We start from the raw sequence: 17550 nt of genomic DNA, 5'->3' as shown, positions 1-17550 counted from the left end.
TATCCCGCAAGGGTTTCCACGGTCGCGATACGGGGATCGGCGCGTCGGCGGTGAGCCTTCTGCATCATCCAGTAGCCAGCCCTGAAGGAGGCGGCCTGGGGCAGGGGGCCTCGGTCGCCGCGCTCAAGACACCACGGATTTGGAGTGAACCTTCGAAGCGTCCGCCGTCTTTTCTACAGGCGGTGGTGGCGCGGTTGGCAGGTGGCGCGGTGCGCGCTCGGGCCGGAAACTTTCCCGGCCGGATAAAGCGAGCCCCCCATTCGCCTTGCGGATCATTACCGCCTGCGGGATCAGACATCGTTCTGGGACTGTCAGGCGGGCCGGTCCGCCCGATGCCGGCTTCGAGAACCCAGGCGCGCCGCCGTTTGTTATTCGCGCGGGCGGCGCCGCGCCGCAGGAATTATGCCGCATGGGCATGCGTATGCTGATCGACGCCACCCACCTGGAAGAAACCCGGGTGGTTGTCGTCAAAGGAACCCGTCTCGAAGAATTTGACTACGAGACCTCCACCAAACAGGTCCTCAAGGGGAATATCTATCTGGCACGGGTCACCCGCGTCGAACCCTCGCTGCAGGCCGCTTTCGTCGAATACGGCGGGAACCGTCACGGTTTCCTCGCCTTCAGCGAAATCCATCCCGACTATTACCAGATCCCGATCGCCGACCGGCAGCGCCTGCTCGCCGAACAGGCCGCGGAGGAGGCGCTCGCCGCCGCCGAGGAAGAGGCCGAGCTCGATGCCGCCGAGGCGCGCGCCGCTGCCGGCGGGAATGACGCCGACGGCGAGGCCGATACCGGCGGCATCGAAACCGTCGAGGGCGACTTCGACAGCGTCGAGGAAATCACCGCCGACGGCGCCGATGACCACGACGATCACGATGATCACGACGATCACGATGATCACGATGATCACGATCATGACGACGACCACGACCACGACCACGATCAGAATCATGACGAGCATCACGACGAGCCGGCCGTGGCCGCCGGCCCGGCGGCCGATGATGCCGTGTCGCCCGCCCCGGCCTACTGGAACGTGCCGGCGGCTGCGGCGGATGCCGTGCCGACCGTTACGGCCGAGGCCGAGCCGGAAGACGCCGCCTACGGCGAGACCGCCGAAGACGGCGCCGCTGCGGAAGACGATGACGGCGAGGATGACGACGCCGACGACGAGAATGATGACGAGCACGGCGACGAGGCTGCGGCCGAGGCCGGGACCGGTGAAGGCGGGGCTGGCGAGGAGAGCACCGGCGGGAACGGCCGTGGCAACCGCCGCGGCAACCGTCGCGGCAACGGCCGGCGTGGCCGCACCGGCGGTCGTGGCGGCAACGGCAGCAGTAGCGGCAGCAGCAGCAGTGCGGGCGGCAGCGGCGACGACAGCCGCCGTCGACGCACCAACGTGTTCCGCCGCTACAAGATCCAGGAAGTCATCAAGCGCCGGCAGATCATGCTGGTGCAGGTCGTCAAGGAAGAGCGCGGCAACAAGGGCGCGGCGCTGACCACCTATCTGTCGCTGGCCGGCCGCTACTGCGTGCTGATGCCGAACACGGCGCGCGGCGGCGGCATCAGCCGCAAGATCCAGTCGCAGGCCGACCGCAAGCGGCTGAAGGCGATCACCAGCGAGCTCGACATTCCGGAAGGCATGGGCGTCATCGTGCGCACCGCCGGCATGGAACGCTCGAAGCCGGAGATCAAGCGCGACTTCGAATTCCTGCTGCGCAGCTGGGACAGCATCCGCGAGATGACGCTGGAATCCTCGGCGCCGGCGCTGATCTACGAAGAGGCCGGGCTGATCAAGCGGTCGATCCGCGATCTCTATTCCGACCAGATCGACGAAGTGACGGTCGAGGGCGAGCAGGGCTACAAGTTCGCGCACGACTTCATGCAGATGCTGATGCCGACGCATGCCGATCGCGTGACGCTGTATCAGGACAAGATCCCGCTGTTCCATCGCTACCAGGTCGAACAGCAGCTCGACAGCATGTTTTCGCCGACCGTGCAGCTCAAGTCCGGCGGCTATATCGTCATCAATCCGACCGAAGCGCTGGTCTCCATCGACGTGAACTCGGGCAAATCGACCCGCGAGCACAACATCGAGGAAACCGCATACAAGACCAACCTGGAGGCGGCCGAAGAGGTCGCCCGCCAGCTGCGCCTGCGCGACCTCGCCGGCCTTGTGGTGATCGACTTCATCGACATGGAGGAGAACCGCAATATCCGCAAGGTCGAGCAGAAGCTGAAGGAATGCCTGCGCAACGACCGCGCGCGCATCCAGGTCGGCCGCATCTCGGCCTTCGGCCTGCTGGAAATGTCGCGCCAGCGTCTGCGCCCCAGCCTGATCGAAAGCTCGACCATGCCCTGCCCGCATTGCCAGGGCCGTGGCTATGTCCGCTCGATCGAGTCCACCGCGCTGCAGGTGCTGCGTGCCATCGAGGAAGAGGGCATCCGCGACCGCTCCGGCGAGATCACCGTGGCGGTTTCGGCCGAGGTGGCGATCTATCTGCTCAACCACAAGCGCGAGCGGCTCAGCGACATCGAGCGCCGCTATGTGATGAAGGTGATCGTGGCGGCCGATGCCAGCCTGGTGCCGCCGGATTACCGCATCGAGCGGACCCGCACCCGCCAGCCCGGCGAGGTCAGCCGGCCGGAACTCGCGGTGCGCGGTGACGGCCAGAGGCCGATCACCCAGGAAACCGCCTATGCCGAGACCGATGAGGAACCGGCTGCCGTTGCGGATGTCGCCGAAGGCGAGGCCGACGAGGCTGTTGCCGGCGAGGGCGACGAGCAGGGCGAGGACGGCCGCAAGCGTCGTCGTCGCCGCCGCCGTCGCCGTGGCGGCCGTGCCGGCGAGGTTGGCGCGGAGGGCGCTGCCGGTGATGAGCCCGGCAGCGACGAACCGGGCGACAGCGAAACCGCCAGCGAGGATGCCGCCGGCGATGACGCCGGTGATGACGAGGCAGGTGAGACCGGCGAGACGGAGACCCAGGCCGAGACCGGCGATGGCGAGGTCGGCGATGACGGTCGCCGCCGCCGCCGCGGCCGCCGTGGTGGCCGCCGCCGCCGTCGCGGTGGCGAGGGTGACGACGCCGGCACTGCCGGCGACACCGCCCCGCAGGACGAAGCCGTCAGCCAGCCGCGCCGCATCGCCCCGGCGATGACGCCGGCCGCGATCGGCGCCATGCTGGATGGTGTCCCGAGCTTTGAATTCGATGACGAAGAGGATGTGCGGCCGGCCCCGAAGCCGCAGCCGAAGCCGCAGCCGCGGGAAATCCCCGTCGCTGCCGATGTCCCGGTCCATGTCATGCCGACGCCGCCGGTGACCACCGACGATGTCGTGCTGCCCGAGGTGGCGCCTGCGCCACCGCCGGCGGCTGCGACTCCCGCACCGGCTCCCGCATCGGCACCGGCCGCTACGCCGCCGCAGCCTGCGCCTGTCGCGCCGGTTTCCAGCGGCCCCATCTTCGAGGGCCCGGTCTTCGAGACCGTGGTGGTCAGCACCGATGGCACCAAAGAGAAAGCGGACGCCGAACCTGCGGCGCCGAAAAAGGGCTGGTGGAGACGCTGAACGAGCCGGCGATCCGCCGGGCCACGCCGGATGACGTGGCCCGGCTGGGCGCTCTGCAGAAGCGGGCTTATGTAAAGTATGTCCCGCGCATCGGCACCGAACCGGAGCCGATGGCAGAAGACGCGGCCGCCCTGCTCGATGCCTACGAGGTCTGGGTCGTCGATGGCGACGAGGATGTGCTGGCTGCGGCGCTGGTGCTGCACCAGGCGGCCGACCACCTGCTGATCTGGAGCGTCGCCGTCGACCCGACCCAGCAGGGCACCGGGCTCGGCCGCCGGCTGATCGATTTCGCCGAGGAGCAGGCGCACAGCCGCACCTTGGGCGAGGTACGGCTCTACACCAACGCCGAATTCACCGAGAACCGCGCGCTCTACGCCCATATGGGCTATGTCGAGACCGGCACCAGGCAGAACGGCGACGGCGCCTACGTCCACATGGCGAAGACGCTGTAGGGCGTCCCCTGATCTATAGATCATCACCCCGTGTAGATCGTTACCCTGACCTGTAGATCGTCACCCCGGGCTTGCCCCGGGGTCCCGTTTATCCTGACCATCCGGTATGGCAGGTGGTTGGGTCTATATCGTCACCGACAAGCCCTATGGGACGCTGTAGCGCGTCCTGTTCGTCGTCCCGGCCTTGAGCCGGGACCCCGTTTGTTATGCCAGGGTATCATACAGGTCGGCCCATGTCGGATTGACCGACTGGATCAGCTCAATCTTCCAGGCTCTTCGCCAGCGCTTCACGCGCTTCTCCCTGAGGATGGCGTCCTGGATGGTGTCGTGGGCTTCGATATACACCAGCCGTTTGAGGCCATGGCGTTTTGTGAAGCCGTCTGCGACCGCTTCACGGTGTTCCCATGCACGCCGTTGTATGTCCGATGTGACGCCCGTGTAGAGCGTGCCGTATGGCTTGTCCGTGACGATATAAATCCAGCCGCCCGCCATGCGGGGATGATTCTGGAAATGGGACCCCGGGGCAAGCCCGGGGTGACGGAATGTTCTTATTAAAGCGGCGCCCCTCAGAACGTAGCGGAGAGCCGGGGCTATTCCTCTTTATTTCCCCCACGCCTTCAGGCGTTTTGCCGCCTCGATCATGCGGTCGGTGGCGCCGGCGAAGGAAAAACGCATGAAGTAATGGCCGCGGCCGCGGTCGAAGTCGAAGCCCGGCGTGGCCGCGATGCCGGTCTCGGCCAGCATGCGCTGGCAGAAGGCCGCGGCATCGTTGGTGAAGCGGCTGATGTCGGCATAGAGATAGAAGGCGCCGTCGGCCGGCGCCAGCCGGTCGAAGCCCGCCTGCGGCAGGTCGTTCAGCAGGATCTCGCGGTTCTTCGCATAGCGCGCGACATTGGCTTCCAGCTCGTCATAGGCGGACAGCGCGGCGACGCCGGCGACCTGGCTGATGCCCGGCGCCGAGATATAGAAATTCTGCGTCAGGCATTCGATCGGCCGCAGCAGGGCCTCGGGCACCACCATCCAGCCGAGCCGCCAGCCGGTCATCGAAAAGTATTTCGAGAAGCTGTTGATCACGATGGCCTGGTCGGTCAGCGCCAGCACCGACTGGGCGCGGCCGCCATAGGTGATGCCGTGATAGATCTCGTCGACGATCAGCCAGCGGCCATGGGCGGCGCAATCGTCGACCAGCGCCCGCATCTCGGGCTCGCCCAGCATGGTGCCGGTCGGGTTGGCCGGACTGGCCACCAGCACGCCGCGGGCCTGCGGCGCCTGGGCGGCGATCTGCGCCGGCGTCGGCTGGAAGCGCGTCTCCAGTTCGGTAACGATCATGGCGGGCACCAGATCGAGCGCCTTCAGGATGTTGCGATAGGCCGGATAGGCCGGCTCGCCCAGCGCCACCATGTCGCCGGCATCGAAAGCGGACAGAAAGGCCAGTTGAAAACCGGCCGACGAGCCGGTGGTCACCACGATGCGCTCCATCGGCACGTCAAGGCCGTAGTAATCGCGATAGTGCCGGGCGATGGCGGCGCGCAGTTCGGGAATGCCGAGCGCCAGCGTATAGCCGAGCGGCTCGCGCTGGGCGGCGGCGACGGCGGCTTTGATGGCCGCCTGCGGGGCCGGCGTCGACGGCTGGCCGACCTCCATGTGGATGACATCGCCGCCAGCGGCCGCGCGCGCGGCGGCGGCCTTCATCACCTCCATCACATAGAAGGGATCGATGGCGCCGCGTCGCGACGGCTGCGGCGGCACTGCAGGCCTGGCGATCGACATGACGGGCGGCTCCCGGCTCAGAACTGCCGGCCGAGCGACAGGCCGTAGCCGCGCGGATCGGCGGCGAAGCTGCAGCTCTGCGGACTGCGCGGCAGGCCCTCGCCGCAATAGGCGATGTTGACGCGGCCAAGCGCCGTCGTGTCGGTGACCTGCAGGCCGCGCTGGCGCAGGGCGGCCAGCGCGTCGGCCGGCGCACCCGGCTCGGCCAGCACCGGCGCCTGCGGCCCGGCATGGAACAGGCGCGGCTGGCGGATCGCCTGTGGCGCCGGGTCCTTCTGCTGCTTGGCGAGCGTGGTCTGCAGCACGGTCTGGGCCAGCGCGGCCGCCGCCGGTGCGCCGCCGGTCGCGGCGCCGGCGATGTAGCCCTGGCCGATCTTGGTGTTGATGCCGACCATGGCGGTGAGGTAGGGGCTCTCGTCGTCGGCACCGCCGGGCGGTGCGGCGAACAGCAGGCCGGTTTCGCGGCCGACCAGGCGGGCGCCGAACGGCCGGTCCATGGTGAAGGCGCAGGCGACGGCCTGGCCGGTGCGGTCGATGACGGCAATGCTGCTCGATCCGTTGCCGTGCAGCGGCGCGCTGGTGGCGAGGCCGCGATAGGCCTGGCCGATATTGTCGGCGAATTTCCGCTGGTCGAAGCGCGACGAATTCAGCAGTCCGCCATCGTCATAGCCCTGCTCGGCCAGCCAGGCGGCGATGGCGCCGCCCTGCGGATTGCTCGAGGTGAACAGCGTGACGCTGTTCTCGAAGGCAAGCTGGATCGGCTTGCCGATGGTGACCGCATAGGCGCGCAGCTCGGCGCCGGTGACCTTGCCGCCGGCACGATCCATGTCGCCGAGCAGGGTCTGCGCCAGGTTGCCCTGGTAGAAATCGGCCGAGCCGGCACTGCGCAGGCGGGCCAGCACGGTGGCGAGTTTCGGCTGGCTGCGCCGGGTGCCTTCGGCCGGCAGGCTGCCGCCGGGACCGCCGAGGATTTCGGCCAGCGCCGGGTCCTGTGCCAGCGCCGGATCGCTGTCGGTGACCGAGCGGAGGAAGGCGCGGCTGGCGCCTTCGCCGAAGCGGGCGATCTGTTCGGCGGGCACGACGACGGATTCCCAGCGCAGCTTGCCGTAACGGCTCTGCAGCAGGCCGAGGCCGCGTACCATGCCGGGAATGGCGATCGGGCCGCCGCCCTGCGGTGCCAGTGCCGGGAATTCGATGGTTTCGGCCTGGCGCTTGTTCGGCGTGCCGACCACGCAGACGCCGCCGCCGCCAAGGCCACCGCCGCCCGGATAGGTGACGGCATAGGTCAGCGCCGCAGCGGCCACCGCATCGGCGGCCGAACCGCCGGCCGACAGGATGTCCCGGGCCACCAGGGCGGCGCGCGGCTCGTCGGCGGCGACGCCGCCAATGAAACCCTGCAGGTAATCGAGCTGGCCGACGGTCGCGGTTTTGTCGGATCCGGAGCAGTTTACCAGGATTATCGCCGTCACGGCGAGCAGCACGCATTGACGCATGAGTTTACGGCCCTTACCTAAATGAGGCTGGCGCAACGGGGCCAGCCTGTCGGGACAATGCTCCACCATGACCGTTCGCTGGTCCGCCATGCGCCGTTCTTTCGTGTCTCACCGGTCGATGGGAGTCCGCCGGGCCGTGGTGATGTGTTGCGCGGTCCTGATGGCGGCCTCCGGCATGATGCCGGACGCTGCCCGAGCCCAGGGGCGCGGCCCCCAGCTGGTGCGGGACGCCGAGATCGAAAATACCATCCGGGTCTATGCCGCGCCACTCTTCGCGGCCGCCGGACTCGATAACAGCGCCATCTCGGTCCATCTGGTCAATGACAGTGTGCTGAACGCCTTCGTGGCCGGCGGCCAGCGGATTTTCATCAATACCGGCCTGCTGATCCGGGCCGAACGGCCGGCCCAGATCATCGGCGTGCTGGCCCATGAAATCGGCCATATCGCCGGCGGCCACCTGCTCCGCATGGGGCAGGAGGTCGAGAATGCCACCACCGCGCTGATCCTGTCGGCGCTGTTCGGCGCCGCCGCCGCCGTGGCCGGCTCCGGCGATGCCGCCGCCGCTGCCGTGCTGGGCGGCCAGCAGATCGCCGAACGCAGCTTTCTTGCTTACACCCGCGGGCAGGAGGCCGCCGCCGACCAGGCCGGCGCCACCTACCTCGAGGAGAGCCACCAGTCGGCCAGCGGCCTGATCGAATTCCTCAAGATCATCGGCCAGCAGGAACAGCTGCTGGTCGGCCGCCAGGACCCGTATATGCGCACCCATCCGCTGACCCCGGATCGTGTCGCAGCCCTGGAATCGCGCCTGCAGCGCTCGCCCTACAAGGATGCCAAGGACAGCCCGGAGAACATCGAGCGGTTCAAGCGCATGCAGGCCAAGCTGATCGGCTATCTCGACGGCCTGCCGGCGACCTTGCGCAAATATCCGGAGACCGATACCAGCCTGTATGGCCGCTATGCGCGGGCCTTCGCCTATTTCCGGGGGCTGGACTTCGACCGGGCGATCAAGGACACGGATTCGCTGATCCACGATTATCCGAACGATCCGTATTTCCACGAGCTGAAGGCCGACATCCTGCTGAATATCGGCAAGGTCGCCGAATCGATCCCGCCGATCACCGAGGCCTACCGGCTGGCGCCGAACGAGCCGCTGATCGCCTATGGCCTCGCCAGCCGGCTGGTCGCCCTGGAAGACACCAGCCGGCTGCCCGAAGCCATCGGCATCCTCAAGAAGGTGACCCTGGCCGAACCCGACAATGGCAGCGCCTGGCAGCAGCTTGCCGTTGCCTATGGCCGCAGCGGCGACATCGGCATGGCCTCATTGGCCTCGGCCGAACGGTTTCTGGTGCAGGGCGACCTGCGCGATGCCCAGGGCCAGGCCGACCGTGCCGCCCATTTGATGAAAGAGGGCACGCCCGGCTGGCTGCGCGCCCAGGACATCATCGTTTTCGCCAAGGACCAGCGCCGGCAGCAGCGCCGGTAAGGCGGTTTTCCCGGTTCCCTTCACAGCCCCGTTTCCCTTCACAGCCCCCGCTTCTCTTCACAGCCTTGTGGCTTGCCGCGGCCGGCCCGCGGCCGGCATAGTGCCCCTGCTAACCGAGGATTCTGCATGCCCCCGTTCCGTTTCCTGTCCGCCGCCGTTGCGGTGCTTGCGCTGAGCCTGGCGCTGCTGGCGGCCCGTCCCGCCGCGGCGCAGCAGACAAGCTTCACGCCGGCGCAGAAGACCGCCATCGAGGCGATGATCCGCGACTATCTGGTGAAGAATCCGGAAGTGCTGGTCGAGGCCATGCATGCGCTGGATGCCAAGCAGCAGGCCGGCGCCGCCGCGGCGTCACGGGCGGCGATTGCCGCCAGCCACAAGGACCTGTTCGAGGATGCCGCCTCCTACGTGGCCGGCAACCCGAAGGGCGATGTCACCATCGTCGAGTTCTTCGATTACCGCTGCCCCTACTGCAAGCAGATGCAGCCGCATATCCAGGCCCTGCTGAAGGAAGACGGCAAGCTGCGGCTGGTACTCAAGGAACTGCCGGTGCTGGGCCCGGAAAGCGTGATCGCCTCGCGCGCCGCGGTGGCCGCGCTGCAGCAGGGCAAGGGCAGCAAGTACATGGCCTTCCATGACGCCATGATGGCCTTCCGCGGCCAGCTGTCGGATACCGAGATCTTCCGCATGGCCGGCGAGGCCGGACTCGATGTGGCGAAGCTGAAGACCGACATGCAGACGCCCAAGGTCGAGGCGGTGCTGCGCGACAACCTGGCACTGGCCGACAGGCTCGGCATCCAGGGCACGCCGGCCTTCGTGATCGGCACCGAACTGGCGCCCGGCGCGGTCTCGCTCGACAGCCTGCGCCAGATGGTGAAGGCGGCGCGGAGCTGACCGCCGTTTTCCGCCATTCCGGTGATTTGACGGCGGGGCCGGGAATCCGTATGGTCCGGCCCGGATTCACCCGCTTTTTCAGGAACCGACATGCGCGCCGAAATCAGGGCGATGGCCGACGAAATCCAGCAGTCGCTTGGACTGCTGAGGAGGTCTCTTTGACTGGGATAGCGCGGTCAAGAAGCTCGAAGAACTGAATGCCCGGGCGGAGGATTCCGCCCTCTGGAACAATCCCGCCGACGCCCAGGCCATGCTGCGCGAGCGCAACCGGCTCGACCGTGCCGTCGGCACCCAGCGCCGGCTGGAATCCGGCCTGCAGGACAACATCGACCTGATCGAACTCGGCGAGGCCGAGGGCGACCAGGGTGTGGTCGACGAGGCGGAAGCCGCCATCGCCGGCCTGCGCGACGAGGTCGCCAAGGCGCGGCTGGAAAGCCTGCTGTCGGGCGAGGCCGATGCCAATGACGCCTTCCTCGAGGTGCATGCCGGCGCCGGCGGCACCGAAAGCCAGGACTGGGCCTCGATGCTGCTGCGCATGTATGTGCGCTGGGCGGAAGCCCATGGCTACAAGGTCGAATTCCAGGAAGAGAGCGACGGCGAGGAGGCCGGCATCAAGTCGGCCACCATCAAGGTCTCCGGCCCCAATGCCTATGGCTGGCTGAAGAACGAGAGCGGCGTGCACCGGCTGGTGCGCATCTCGCCCTACGATTCCAACGCACGCCGGCATACCAGCTTCGCTTCCGTGGGCGCCTATCCGGTGGTCGACGACACCATCGAGATCGAGGTGCTCGACAAGGACCTGCGCGTCGATACCTACCGCGCCTCGGGTGCGGGCGGCCAGCACGTCAACAAGACGGATTCGGCGGTGCGTATCACCCATATGCCGTCGGGTATTGTCGTGGCCTGCCAGACCAACAAGAGCCAGCATCGCAACCGCGACGAGGCGATGAAGATGCTGAAGGCGCGGCTCTACGAGCAGGAACTGCAGAAGCGCGAAGCCGCCAAGCAGGCCGCCTTCGACAGCAAGAGCGACATCGGCTGGGGCCACCAGATCCGCTCCTACGTGCTGCATCCCTACCAGATGGTGAAGGACCTGCGCACCGAACTCGAGACCAGCGACACGCAAGGGGTGCTCGACGGCGATCTCGACCCGTTCATGGCCGCCCAGCTTGCCGCCAAGGTCGGCGCCGGCGGCGACGAGGCGGCGTAAGCCGCTGTCTGGAACGTCGTTCCCGCGCAAACGGGGACCCCGGTTTTAACGGGACCCCGGCGTGACGGGGTGGCGTAGCGTTAAGACAAGATAATTTCGTCATGGCCGGGCCTGACCCGGCCATCCACGTTTATGGCTTCAAAAAAGCGTGGATGCCCGGATCAAGTCCGGGCATGACAATAGGGCTATGGACAAGACACCCCCCGACCGCGTGATCCTGCTGCATGGCCTGGCGCGCACGCCGCGCAGCATGGCCGGGCTGGCCCGCGCGCTTGCGGGCGCCGGCTATGCCGTCGTCAATCACGGCTACCCCAGCCGGCGGCACGATATCGCCACGCTGACCGCGCAGGTGCGCGACTTTCTTGCCGGGCTGCCGCCACTGGCGGAAGGCGGCCGGACTCATCTGGTCGGTCATTCGCTCGGCGGCCTGCTGATCCGCGCCGCGCTGGCCGGGCCGCCGCCGCATTTCGAGCCCGGCCGTGTCCTTGGCCGTGTCGTGCTGATCGGGGTGCCCAATCGCGGCGCGAAAGTCGTCGACCGCCTGCTGGCCCGGCCGCTGACCCGGCCGGTCGCCGGCTGGTTCGGCCGGCCGACGGCCGAGCTTGGCCGCGATGCCGCCTGGCTGAACACCCTGCCGCCGCTGCCGGCGCCCGAGACCGGGGTGATCGTCGGCACCCGCCGTTTCCATCCGTTCAACCCGAGCGCCTGGGTCAATCTTGCGCATGGGGCGGGGGAGGCCGGTGACGGCACGGTGGAGCGCGATTCCGCCATGCTGGCCGGCGCCGCCGACGGCATCGCGGTGGATGCCGCCCACAGCCTGCTGCCCGGCGACCGCCGCGTGATTGCCGCCGTGCTGCGTTTCCTGCGCGACGGGCGGTTCTGAACCCACAAAAAAGGCGGCCGAAGGGGCCGCCTTTTTCCGGGAATGATCGGTTGCGCCTAGCTGGTCACCGCGGCGGTGCGCGCCATCGCCGGCATCGGCATGTCGGCGCCGGTAGTGTTGCCTGCGCTGCTGCTGCTGCCCTTCACGGCGGGCTTGCCGGCGAGCTTGGCGTCCTTGTCGGCGGCCTCGTCCTTGCGCGCCTCGGCGCCGTCGATGACGCTCAGCTTGGTCGGCAGCTCGCGCGGGTTCTCGGTCTGCTTGCAGTGACCCTCGACCTTGGCACCGGCGGCGATCGACAGCAGCTCGTGCCAGATGTCGCCGCGCACCCGGGCGGTCTTGTCGAGCTCGACCGACTTGGCGCGGATGCGGCCGACCACTTCGCCGCGGATCAGCACCTGGTCGGCCATCACCTCGCCGACCACGCGGGCATTCTCGCCGACGGCAAGCCGCACCGCAGTGACGTCGCCGTTGACGACGCAGTCGATCTGCATTTCGCCTTCGCTGACCAGATCGCCATTGACCGTCAGCCCTGCGCTGAGGATCGACGGCGGGTTCTGCTTAGCGGCGGGCGCTGGATTGCTCTTCTTGCTGCTTGAAAACATGGTAGCCGGCCTCGATGAATTTGGCGGGATCGATCTGCTCGTCGTCGAGCAGGATTTCATAATGCAGATGCTGGCCGGTACTGCGGCCGGTGGAACCCATGGTCCCCACCTGGCGCCCGTAGGGAACGGTGTCGCCGGTCTGCACGGTGATCGAACTCATGTGAGCATAGCGCGTTTTGATGCCGAGGCCATGGTCGATTTCGACGGTGCGGCCGTACGGGCCTTTGCGGCCGGCGAATACAACGACGCCGGGCGCGGTCGACAGGATCGGCGAGCGCAGCGGGCCGATGAAATCAATGCCTGCGTGAAATGCCCATTGCTTGGTAAACGGATCGAGCCGGCGGCCGTAGGTGCTGGAGACTTCCGGGTCGCCGGCCATCGGCACGGCGAGCGGCAGGCGCTGGGCCAGGATCATCAGTTCGCCCCAGCGGCCGAGCTTGCCTTCCAGGCTGTTCATGTCCTGGTCGATCCCGTCGGTGCTGCCGAGCGACGCGACGGCGACGCCGGTCTTGGCGGCATCGCCGCCGGTCTTGCTGTCGCCGGCAAAGCCGAGCGCCTTGAGCGGGCCGCCGATGCCGACATCGGCGCGGGCCTCGGCGGCACGCGCCAGCATGCCGCCGACATCGAGGCCGGTCAGCTTCAGCGCCTTCTCCATCTGGGCGACGCTTTTCTCGGTGCGCTGCGACAGGTCGTCGAGCAGTTCGCGCTGGCGGCCGCGCACGGCGAGGATGCGGGTTTCGAGATCGCCGGGCTTCACCGCGGGAACCGGCGGGCGGCTCTTCGCCTCGCGCTGCATCGCCTCGAGGTCTTCGCCTGCGGCGGCATCGTCGGCGCTGTCATGATCGTCGCCGGCATGCAGCGGCGCCACCGGCACGATCGAGGCGAGCTTGGTGCCGGCATTGGCGGCAGCATCCTTGACGGCCGGTGCCGGATCGGCAGCCGGCGCGGCGGCGGCCTTGCCCTTGGCGGGTTTGGCATCTGCGACTTTGGCCTCGGGCGCCTTGTCGGCGGTTTCAGCCAGCTTGCTCGTGTCGGGCGCCTTGTTGGCCGGCGCGGCGGGCAGGGCGCCGGTCTGCACATTGCTGCCGGGGCTGCCGGCGCTGCCGGGCAGGCCGGGGGCGCGCTGCTTCATCGTCATGTCGTAGAGGCGACGATAGCGCTCTTCGAGGTCGCGCGAGGCGACGACGAAATTCTCCTGGCTGTGGTCGAAATCCGCCGACAGGCGGTCATAGGCGAGGCTGAGTTCGGCGATGCGGCGGTCCCGCGCGTCCAGCAGGCTGTCGCGGTAGAAGACGTTCACCGATGCGTAGCCGACCCAGCCGGCGAAGGCCACCACGGTCGTCGCCATCAGCAGCTGGCTGCGGGTCGACAACGCGATATAGCGGACATCGCCCCGGCTGCGGAAGATGATCTGCCGCTCGGGAAACAGGCGGTCGCGCAACTCCCGCCATTGCCGTCTCGCGCGTCTTATCACACGGCCCCCCGGTGTTTGTTGATAATCCCTCTGAAATTCTCGCGAGGATTAGGGCTTATTTGGTTTGGTTAATGCAAGGTGGATTCGATGACGTTTCGGGAAAAAACGCGCGCGAACACAGACTTAGGTGGTGTCGCGTTGGTTATCCACAGGATGTGGATAAAAGCCGCAAGCAGTTGATTCTAAATCGACTGGGCTGCTTTCAGCACCGCCTCGACATGGCCGGCCACTTTCACCTTGCGCCAGACGGCAGCGAGTTTTCCCGCCCCGTCGATCAGGAAGGTGGCCCGCTCGATGCCCATGTACTTGCGCCCGTACAGGCTTTTCTCGCCCCAGACGCCATACGACTCGGTGGCCTTGCCGGTTTCGTCGGCCGCCAGCGTCACCTTCAGCTTGTGCTTGCCCTTGAACTTGTCGTGGCTGGCGACGCTGTCGCGCGAACAGCCGATCACCACGGCGCCCAGCTTGTCGAACTTCGCCTTGGCGGCGCTGAATTCGATGGCTTCCTTGGTGCAGCCCGAGGTGTCGTCCTTGGGATAGAAATACAGCACGACGATCTGGCCCTTGAGGGAGGACAGCGAAACCTTGCCGCCGCCATCGGTCGGCAGGGTGAAGGCCGGCGCCTTGTCGCCGACGGCGAGCTGTACGGTGTCAGTCTTGCTCATGATCCTGTCCTGTGGCCGGGCCGCGCGTGGCGAGGGAATCTGCCAGCGCCAGATAGGGGGCGGCGGGAGTTTCAACCAGCGTGTCGAACAGTGCAAGCACCGCCTGCTGGGTGGCGGCGAGCCGCGCGGTCAGCGCGTCCATATCCGCGCAGCCGGCCAATTCAGGCAGGCGTTTCGCCAGTGCCGGCGGCCAGTGCGCCGGGTCGCCGGCTTCCTCGCGGCCGGCCAGCCGCGAGGCGGCCAGCAGGGTGGCATAGAGCTGCGCCGCCGCGGTCAGGGTGGCGACGGCGTCCGCATCCAGCAGGCCGGCCGCACCGATGGCGGCCAGCGCCGCCACCGGATTGCTGTGCAGGATCTGCGGCGCCGCCGCGCCATGGCGCAGCAGCAGGTATTGCACGATGAATTCGAGATCGACGAGGCCGCCGCGCTGCTGCTTCAGGTCCCAGGGTCCGCTGGCGCGCGTATGATCGGCCATGCGTTTGCGCATGCTGGCGACATCGGCCAGCAGTTTTTTGCCGTCGCGGTCGCGGGTCAGGATTTCGGTGCGCAGCCGGTCGACCTTCTTCGCCAGCGCCGGCGGGCCGCAGATCACCCGCGCGCGGGTCAGCGCCATATGCTCCCAGGTCCAGGCCTCGTTGCGCTGGTAGCCGGCGAAGCCGTCGAAGCCGACGGCCATCGGCCCGGCGTTGCCGCTGGGCCGCAGCCGCATGTCGACCTCGTAGAGGCGGCCCTCGCCGGTCATCGCGGTCATGGCGTTGATGAAGCGCTGGCACAGCCGGGTGAAATACAGCCCCGGCGTCAATGGCCGTTCGCCGTCGGATTCACCGGCCTTGGCCGGCACCTCGAACACCAGGACAAGATCGAGATCGGATTCCAGCGTCAGTTCGCGGCTGCCGAGCCGGCCGAAGCCGACCAGCACCAGTTTCGCCTGGCGGATGCGGCCGTGCTGGGCGGCGAATTCCGCCTCGACATGACCGAGCAGGTCGGCCAGCACCACATCGGCCACCGTGCTCAGCGCCGCGCCGGCGGCGGCGCCGTCCAGCGTGCCGCGCAGCAGGCCGATGCCGACCTGCAGTTTCAGCTCGTGGGTCCAGCGCCGGGTCCAGTCGAGCACGTCCTGGAAATCGCGCGCCGCCGACACCTGGCGCTGCAGGCTGGCGGCGAGCTTGGCGGCGTCGAATTCTGCCGGCCGGTCGGCATATTCCAGCAGGCTGTCGAACAGCGCGGCATTCTGCGCCAGCGCCTCGGCAAGCTGCGGCGCCGCGGCCAGCAGCTCGGCCAGCGTATCCAGCACGCCGGGATTGGCCTGCAGCAGGGCGAAGAGCTGCACGCCGGCCGGCAGGCTGGACAGGAACTGGTCGAAGCGGCGGATCGCCACATCGGGGCTGCCGGTGCGCGCGAAGGCATCCAGCAACTGCGGCATGATCGCGGTCAGCTTTTCGCGCGCGCGCTCCGAGCGCATGGCGCGATAGCGGCCGAAATGCCAGCCGCGGATCATCGCGGCGATCGCCGGCGGATCGGTGAAACCGAGGCCGCTCAGCGTGCGCAGGGTTTCCGGATCGTCTTCCTTGCCGGTGAAGACCAGACTGCCGGCATCGCTGCTCAGCGCCGGCGCCTCGCTGAACAGGTCGTCGTATTGCGTCTTCACGCGCTTGAGCACCGCCAGCAGTTCGGTCGCGAAGGCGGCGGTATCGGCGGCACCGAGAAAGCAGGCGAGATGCGCGAGGCGATCCGGATCGTCGGGCAGGGTATGGGTCTGCTCGTCGTCGATCATCTGCAGGCGATGCTCGACGCGCCGCAGATAGCGGTAGTCCGCAATCAGCTCGTCGCAGGCCGCCTGCGACAGTCGCCCGGTGGCGACCAGGGCGCGCAGCGCGTCGCAGGTCGCCGTCTCGCGCAGCCGGATGTCGCGGCCGCCGGCGATCAGCTGCTGGGTCTGGGCGAAGAACTCGATCTCGCGGATGCCGCCACGGCCGAGCTTGATGTTGTGGCCGGCCACCGCGATCTCGCCGTGGCCCTTGTGGGCATGGATCTGCCGCTTGATCGAATGGATATCCTCGATGGCGGCGTAATCGAGATTCTTGCGCCAGACATAGGGCGTCAATCGCTGCAGGAAGCCGGCGCCGGCCGCGATGTCGCCGCCGACCGGCCGCGCCTTGATCATGGCGGCGCGTTCCCAGTTCTGGCCGAAGCTTTCGTAATAGGTTTCGGCGGCGGCCATCGACAGCGCCACCGGTGTCGAGCCGGGATCGGGACGCAGCCGCAGGTCGGTGCGGAACACATAGCCGTCCTCGGTGCGGTCGCTGAGCAGGCGCACCAGCTGCTGGGTCAGGCGCACGAAGCATTCCAGCGCCGACTTGCGGCCCTGATAGCGTACGACATCCTGGTCGTAGAGCATGATCAGGTCGACATCGCTGGAGTAGTTCAGCTCGCGGGCGCCGAGCTTGCCCATGCCAAGGGCCACGAAACCCGAGCCGCGGCAGGGATCGGCCGGATCGGCCAGCACAAGGTCGCCATCGGCCGCCGCCGCGCGCAGCAGCACCGCCATGGCGCTGTCGATGGCCAGCGCGGCGAGATCGCTTAACATTCCCGTGATCCGTTCCAGCGGCCACAGGCCGGCGATGTCGGCCACCGCCACCGCCAGCGCCGCCTGCCGCTTGGCCCGGCGCAGCGGCGCCTCGATATCGCCCGGTGTGGCGGCCGTCACGGCCGCGGCACGCAGGGCCGCCAGCGCCTGGGCGACCGCCTCATCCGGGCCATATTCCAGGAGTAGGGACACGGTCGCCGGTTCGTGCAGCGCCAGCTGGGTCAGGTAGGGCGAGTTGCCGAACAGGCAGTCCAGCAGGGCCCGGGCGCCGGATTTGCGCGCGGCGGCCGTGAGGGTCAGGGTCTTCAGCCGGCGGGCGAGGTCCCGGTCTTCCAGGGCGGCCAGGGCCTCGGTCCAGCTTTCGATGCCGCGCGCGGTAGCCGCGGTGTCGTACGGAGACGGAAGGTCGCGCCATTGCGGCGCGGTGCTGACAGGCATGCGTTCCCCTCGTGCCGGTCGGCAAGTTCGGCTAAACTTG

Annotated in this window: 13 protein-coding genes; 6 read left to right on the top strand and 7 right to left on the bottom strand. The window is 68.0% G+C overall.

What is annotated here, in order from left to right; all coding sequences use genetic code 11:
- Positions 1 to 409 precede the first annotated feature (409 nt).
- Together ACFOOQ_RS19210 and ACFOOQ_RS19205 are read left to right on the top strand one after the other, a co-directional pair.
- A complete protein-coding gene (locus ACFOOQ_RS19210; RefSeq protein WP_379729270.1) occupies positions 410 to 3562 on the top strand; it encodes an Rne/Rng family ribonuclease in 3153 nt (1050 codons plus the stop codon).
- On the top strand, positions 3550 to 4014 hold the full coding sequence (locus tag ACFOOQ_RS19205; RefSeq protein ID WP_379729269.1) for a GNAT family N-acetyltransferase: 465 nt from the start codon (positions 3550 to 3552) through the stop codon (positions 4012 to 4014). Before ACFOOQ_RS19210 ends, ACFOOQ_RS19205 begins: the two co-directional genes overlap by 13 nt.
- Before the next feature lie 204 nt (positions 4015 to 4218).
- On the opposite strand, the gene ACFOOQ_RS19200 is transcribed toward ACFOOQ_RS19205, so the two are convergent.
- The 3 genes from ACFOOQ_RS19200 to ACFOOQ_RS19190 form a co-directional block, all read right to left on the bottom strand.
- Positions 4219 to 4506: a GIY-YIG nuclease family protein gene (locus ACFOOQ_RS19200; RefSeq protein ID WP_379729268.1), complete on the bottom strand. Its 288-nt coding sequence runs from the start codon at positions 4504 to 4506 to the stop codon at positions 4219 to 4221.
- 108 nt (positions 4507 to 4614) lie between these two features.
- On the bottom strand, positions 4615 to 5784 hold the full coding sequence (locus ACFOOQ_RS19195; RefSeq protein ID WP_379729267.1) for a pyridoxal phosphate-dependent aminotransferase: 1170 nt from the start codon (positions 5782 to 5784) through the stop codon (positions 4615 to 4617).
- Between the two features lie 17 nt (positions 5785 to 5801).
- Positions 5802 to 7265: a gamma-glutamyltransferase gene (locus ACFOOQ_RS19190; RefSeq protein ID WP_379729266.1), complete on the bottom strand. Its 1464-nt coding sequence runs from the start codon at positions 7263 to 7265 to the stop codon at positions 5802 to 5804.
- 187 nt (positions 7266 to 7452) lie between these two features.
- Here ACFOOQ_RS19190 and ACFOOQ_RS19185 point away from each other — a divergent pair, with 187 nt between their 5' ends.
- The 4 genes from ACFOOQ_RS19185 (at position 7453) to ACFOOQ_RS19170 (ending at position 11744) form a co-directional block, all read left to right on the top strand.
- Entirely contained in the window at positions 7453 to 8760 is a 1308-nt protein-coding gene (locus tag ACFOOQ_RS19185; RefSeq protein WP_379729264.1) for a M48 family metalloprotease, read from the top strand.
- Positions 8761 to 8886: 126 nt separating this feature from the next.
- Entirely contained in the window at positions 8887 to 9651 is a 765-nt protein-coding gene (locus ACFOOQ_RS19180) for a DsbA family protein (protein ID WP_379729263.1), read from the top strand.
- Between the two features lie 90 nt (positions 9652 to 9741).
- A protein-coding gene (prfB, locus tag ACFOOQ_RS19175) for a peptide chain release factor 2 (RefSeq protein ID WP_379729262.1) occupies positions 9742 to 10861 on the top strand; the annotation gives its coding sequence in 2 pieces (ribosomal slippage) (positions 9742 to 9810 and positions 9812 to 10861; 1119 coding nt in all).
- Between the two features lie 187 nt (positions 10862 to 11048).
- Positions 11049 to 11744: an esterase/lipase family protein gene (locus ACFOOQ_RS19170; protein ID WP_379729260.1), complete on the top strand. Its 696-nt coding sequence runs from the start codon at positions 11049 to 11051 to the stop codon at positions 11742 to 11744.
- A gap of 56 nt (positions 11745 to 11800) precedes the next feature.
- On the opposite strand, the gene ACFOOQ_RS19165 is transcribed toward ACFOOQ_RS19170, so the two are convergent.
- The 4 genes from ACFOOQ_RS19165 to ACFOOQ_RS19150 all read right to left on the bottom strand — a co-directional run bounded on the left by ACFOOQ_RS19165 (position 11801) and on the right by ACFOOQ_RS19150 (position 17510).
- Complete coding sequence (locus ACFOOQ_RS19165) at positions 11801 to 12346, bottom strand: bactofilin family protein (RefSeq protein WP_379729259.1); 546 nt, start codon at positions 12344 to 12346, stop codon at positions 11801 to 11803.
- On the bottom strand, positions 12303 to 13787 hold the full coding sequence (locus ACFOOQ_RS19160) for a M23 family metallopeptidase (protein ID WP_379729258.1): 1485 nt from the start codon (positions 13785 to 13787) through the stop codon (positions 12303 to 12305). Before ACFOOQ_RS19160 ends, ACFOOQ_RS19165 begins: the two co-directional genes overlap by 44 nt.
- 215 nt (positions 13788 to 14002) lie before the next feature.
- Complete coding sequence (locus tag ACFOOQ_RS19155; protein ID WP_379729257.1) at positions 14003 to 14485, bottom strand: peroxiredoxin; 483 nt, start codon at positions 14483 to 14485, stop codon at positions 14003 to 14005.
- Positions 14472 to 17510, bottom strand: a complete 3039-nt coding sequence (locus ACFOOQ_RS19150) for a bifunctional [glutamine synthetase] adenylyltransferase/[glutamine synthetase]-adenylyl-L-tyrosine phosphorylase (RefSeq protein WP_379729256.1) — start codon at positions 17508 to 17510, stop codon at positions 14472 to 14474. Before ACFOOQ_RS19150 ends, ACFOOQ_RS19155 begins: the two co-directional genes overlap by 14 nt.
- Positions 17511 to 17550 lie beyond the last annotated feature (40 nt).

This window comes from Ferrovibrio xuzhouensis (assembly GCF_042648965.1).
GTDB lineage: Bacteria > Pseudomonadota > Alphaproteobacteria > Ferrovibrionales > Ferrovibrionaceae > Ferrovibrio > Ferrovibrio xuzhouensis.
The sequence above is the reverse complement of the archived record's forward strand: the minus strand, read 5'-3'. Positions and strand labels throughout refer to the sequence as shown.